The organism is Pseudomonas machongensis (genome assembly GCF_034961125.1).
Classification (GTDB): domain Bacteria; phylum Pseudomonadota; class Gammaproteobacteria; order Pseudomonadales; family Pseudomonadaceae; genus Aquipseudomonas; species Aquipseudomonas machongensis.
This window is the reverse complement of record NZ_JAYFUI010000164.1, coordinates 1-3,215: the sequence shown is the minus strand read 5'-3', so window position 1 is coordinate 3,215 and position 3,215 is coordinate 1. Positions and strand designations below refer to the sequence as shown.

The 3,215-nt window shown below is 62.3% G+C and carries 4 protein-coding genes; 2 read left to right on the top strand and 2 right to left on the bottom strand.

Annotation, left to right across the window (positions count from 1 at the left end):
* Positions 1-191: hypothetical protein (locus VA602_RS15270; RefSeq protein WP_323453637.1), on the top strand; the 191-nt coding region annotated here is incomplete at its 5' end.
* 93 nt (positions 192-284) lie between these two features.
* Positions 285-1,667 (top strand): flavin-containing monooxygenase, encoded by a 1,383-nt coding sequence (locus VA602_RS15265; protein ID WP_151925962.1) that lies wholly within the window; start codon positions 285-287, stop codon positions 1,665-1,667.
* Positions 1,668-1,721: 54 nt separating this feature from the next.
* Here VA602_RS15265 and VA602_RS15260 read toward each other — a convergent pair whose 3' ends face one another.
* Positions 1,722-2,177 carry a hypothetical protein gene (locus tag VA602_RS15260; RefSeq protein ID WP_323453636.1) on the bottom strand — a complete coding sequence of 152 codons (456 nt, stop codon included), beginning with the start codon at positions 2,175-2,177 and terminating at the stop codon, positions 1,722-1,724.
* Positions 2,177-3,091 carry an NAD synthetase gene (locus tag VA602_RS15255; protein WP_065863909.1) on the bottom strand — a complete coding sequence of 305 codons (915 nt, stop codon included), beginning with the start codon at positions 3,089-3,091 and terminating at the stop codon, positions 2,177-2,179. Before VA602_RS15255 ends, VA602_RS15260 begins: the two co-directional genes overlap by 1 nt.
* Between the last annotated feature and the right edge of the window lie 124 nt (positions 3,092-3,215).

Below are 3,215 nucleotides of genomic sequence, written 5' to 3'. Positions count from 1 at the left end.
TCACACGTATCCGTCGGCTGCATGGCCCGCTTGCCAACCTGATCGGCAAGCCTACCGGGCCCTTCCCTGCCGCCGTCTCCAGCCTCGGCTGTTCCCCGCTCTCGACACTCTTCCACACCCTGTCGATCCCGCCCCGCGATGTCCTGCTGGCGCACAAGCGCAAGCGCCCCGTGCCTCCGCCTGCCTGCTGACCCCTGAAGTTTCCGCGCTTCCACCGCCCACGGTTCGTTGCCGTTCGGGGCTGGGGAAGTCTTGCCTTTCTTCCGTGATCACAGGACTTTTTCATGACTACTCGCGTCGCCATTATCGGCGCCGGCCCTTCCGGCCTGGCGCAACTGCGTGCCTTTCAATCTGCCCACGCCAAGGGCGCGGCCATGCCCGAAATCGTCTGCTTCGAAAAGCAGGCCGACTGGGGCGGCATGTGGAACTACACCTGGCGCACCGGCCTGGACCAGCACGGCGAACCGGTACACGGCAGCATGTATCGCTACCTCTGGTCCAACGGCCCGAAGGAATGCCTGGAGTTCGCCGACTACAGCTTCGATGAACATTTCGGCCGCCCGATTTCCTCCTATCCACCGCGCGAAGTGCTGTGGGACTACATTCAGGGCCGGGTGAAGAAAGCCGACGTGCGCCAGTACATCCGCTTCGACACCGTGGTCAAGGACGTGCGCTTCGACAGCGCCAGCCGCACCTTCACCCTCACCGCCCACGACTACGCCAATGGCCAGCGCTACGAACAGATATTCGACTACGTGGTGGTCGCCAGCGGGCATTTCTCCACGCCTCAGGTGCCGTCATTCCCAGGCTTCGAGCGCTTCTCCGGACGCATCCTGCACGCCCATGATTTCCGTGATGCACTGGAGTTCGCCGGCAAAGATGTGCTGATCATCGGCAGCAGCTACTCCGCCGAAGACATCGGCTCGCAATGCTACAAGTACGGCGCCCGCTCGATCACCAGCGCCTACCGCACCCAACCCATGGGCTACAAGTGGCCCAAGGGCTGGGAAGAGCGGCCGCAGTTGCAGCGGGTCGACGGCGACCGCGCGCACTTTGCCGACGGCTCGAGCAAGCGTGTCGACGCGATCATCCTGTGCACCGGCTACCAACACCACTTCCCGTTCCTGCCCGACGACCTGACCCTGCGCACCGGCAACCGCCTGTGGCCGCTGGGCCTGTATCAGGGCGTGGTGTGGGAGGCCAACCCGCAGCTGATGTACCTGGGGATGCAGGACCTGTGGTACAGCTTCAACCTGTTCGACGCCCAGGCCTGGTTCGTGCGCGACGTGATACTCGGCCGCATCGCCCTGCCCGACCCGGCCGCCATGCGCGCCGACAGCGAGCACTGGCGCGCCGAGGAAGAGGCCTTGCAGACCACCGCCTCGATGTACGAATTCCAGGGCAGCTACATCGCCCGCCTGATCGAGCAGACCGACTACCCGCGCTTCGACATCGACGCGGTAAACCGCATCTTCCTCAAATGGAAGAACGACAAGAAGCACGACATCATGGGCTACCGCGACCGCTCGTACCGCTCGGTGATGACCGGCACCGCCTCGGTGCCGCACCACACCCGCTGGATCAAGGCGCTGGACGATTCGCTGGAAGAATACCTGCGGGAAACGGCGGAGCCTGGGGATGTGAAGGTGCTGCGACCGGAGCGTTGAGGCTGGAGTTTGGCGTTTACGGGCCCGGCGCTTCAGCGCCGGGTTCGGCATCCCTCACTTGGCCGAACGCCCCTTGGGATTACGATTCAGCCGCTCCAGCCTTCTCTTCTCTCGATACCCTGCCAGCAGTACGCGCATTTCCCGATAGCGCTTGCTGTTGAGTACCAGCAATGCCAGCAGCACGACGACTATGATGCTCAGGAAGATCCCCATATGCGGCCTGAACCCATAGGTCGGCAACAGGAAAACCACAGAGCCAATACAAAGGGCGGCGACCACCCATACCCCCCAGTCACGACCTCGCACTACGGCGGCATGCGCCGTGACCAGCGTCACCACCAGCACACCAAGGCTGAGCGGATAGTTGATCTCCCGGCTGCAGTCACGGCAATAGGTACTCCACACCAAAGAGAACGTCCCGGCCATGGCGTACAGCGAGAGAAAATACCCCGCCAGGAACACCATGAAGTAGCGATCGAGAAACTTCTGAAGGTCAGGGTGCCGACTCATTACTCGAACTCCTCATAGAGCCCCAGAGCGATGCTCTTGGTCTTGTCCTGCACCGTCCCGCTGCCGACAAAACCGATGGAAGCGCCAAGCGAATCCTTGATCAGTGTTTGAGTGGCGTGCTTGATCTGCGTGGGCGTGTGACGCTTGATCAGCTCGCCCGTGCTCTGTTGCAGCTTGAGTTGCTTCGCGGTGAGCGAAGGATGCTTGATCGACAGCAACTCGCGGGTGAGAGCGCTACGCTGCTGACGGCTCAATGAACGGGTCAGGTCGAGCCAGTTGGCGCCCGTGGCCGCCTTGCGCACCTGCAGGAAGCGTACAGTCGTGAGGGCCGAGCTACCGACGCCGAGCAGCGATATACCGTCGAGCAACGGTGTGGCCGCCCTGTACCAGGCCTCCTGATCCATCGCATCATTGGCTGACGGGTCGTTGACCTCGTTGACCGTTCTGACAACACCGATAACGCACTGTGCGGTACTGGCGGTTGCTGCTGCATATCCGGCAGCGGTAAGCGCGAGGCTTACACCGCCGGAGAAGGGGACGGCGATAGTGCCGCTGAACATGACGACCCAACCCAGGATCGCACCAGCGCAGGAGAGCGTGGTGCCTACCGCCTCCTTGACCACGCGCGACTCACGCGGGTTGGTCTGCAACTGGTTCATGAATTGCTGGGGCGCAATGTAGCGAGGCGCCTCGCGCAGGATGATGCGCTTGGGCTTGATACTGCAGATCGGCTGAAACTCGCGCAGCACGATCACGTTGTAGTCGGCATCGATATACACGACACCCGCACCGACGATGCCAGGGTCGGCATCGATCGCCTTGAACAGCTTCTGCTGGTCGATACGCCCCTGCAGGCGCTGCTGCGCCAGAAACTGCGAGGTGTTGGCCAATTCGTTGACCAGAAGGTCTTTCATGAATACGTGTCCTTACTCAGCTACAGGCTGGCCTGTCCACAGCACAAAGCCGCTCCCTACCGAAGCGGCCTTGCGTCGCGAAAGGGGCGCGATGCACCCCTGCAATCCCATCAAACGTTCGGGC

Bases quoted from the DNA above. Each gene is read 5' to 3' on its own strand.
- VA602_RS15265 (WP_151925962.1), top strand. From the start codon at position 285: ATGACTACTCGCGTCGCCATTATCGGCGCCGGCCCTTCCGGCCTGGCG.
- VA602_RS15260 (WP_323453636.1), bottom strand. From the start codon at position 2,177: ATGAGTCGGCACCCTGACCTTCAGAAGTTTCTCGATCGCTACTTCATG.
- VA602_RS15255 (WP_065863909.1), bottom strand. From the start codon at position 3,091: ATGAAAGACCTTCTGGTCAACGAATTGGCCAACACCTCGCAGTTTCTG.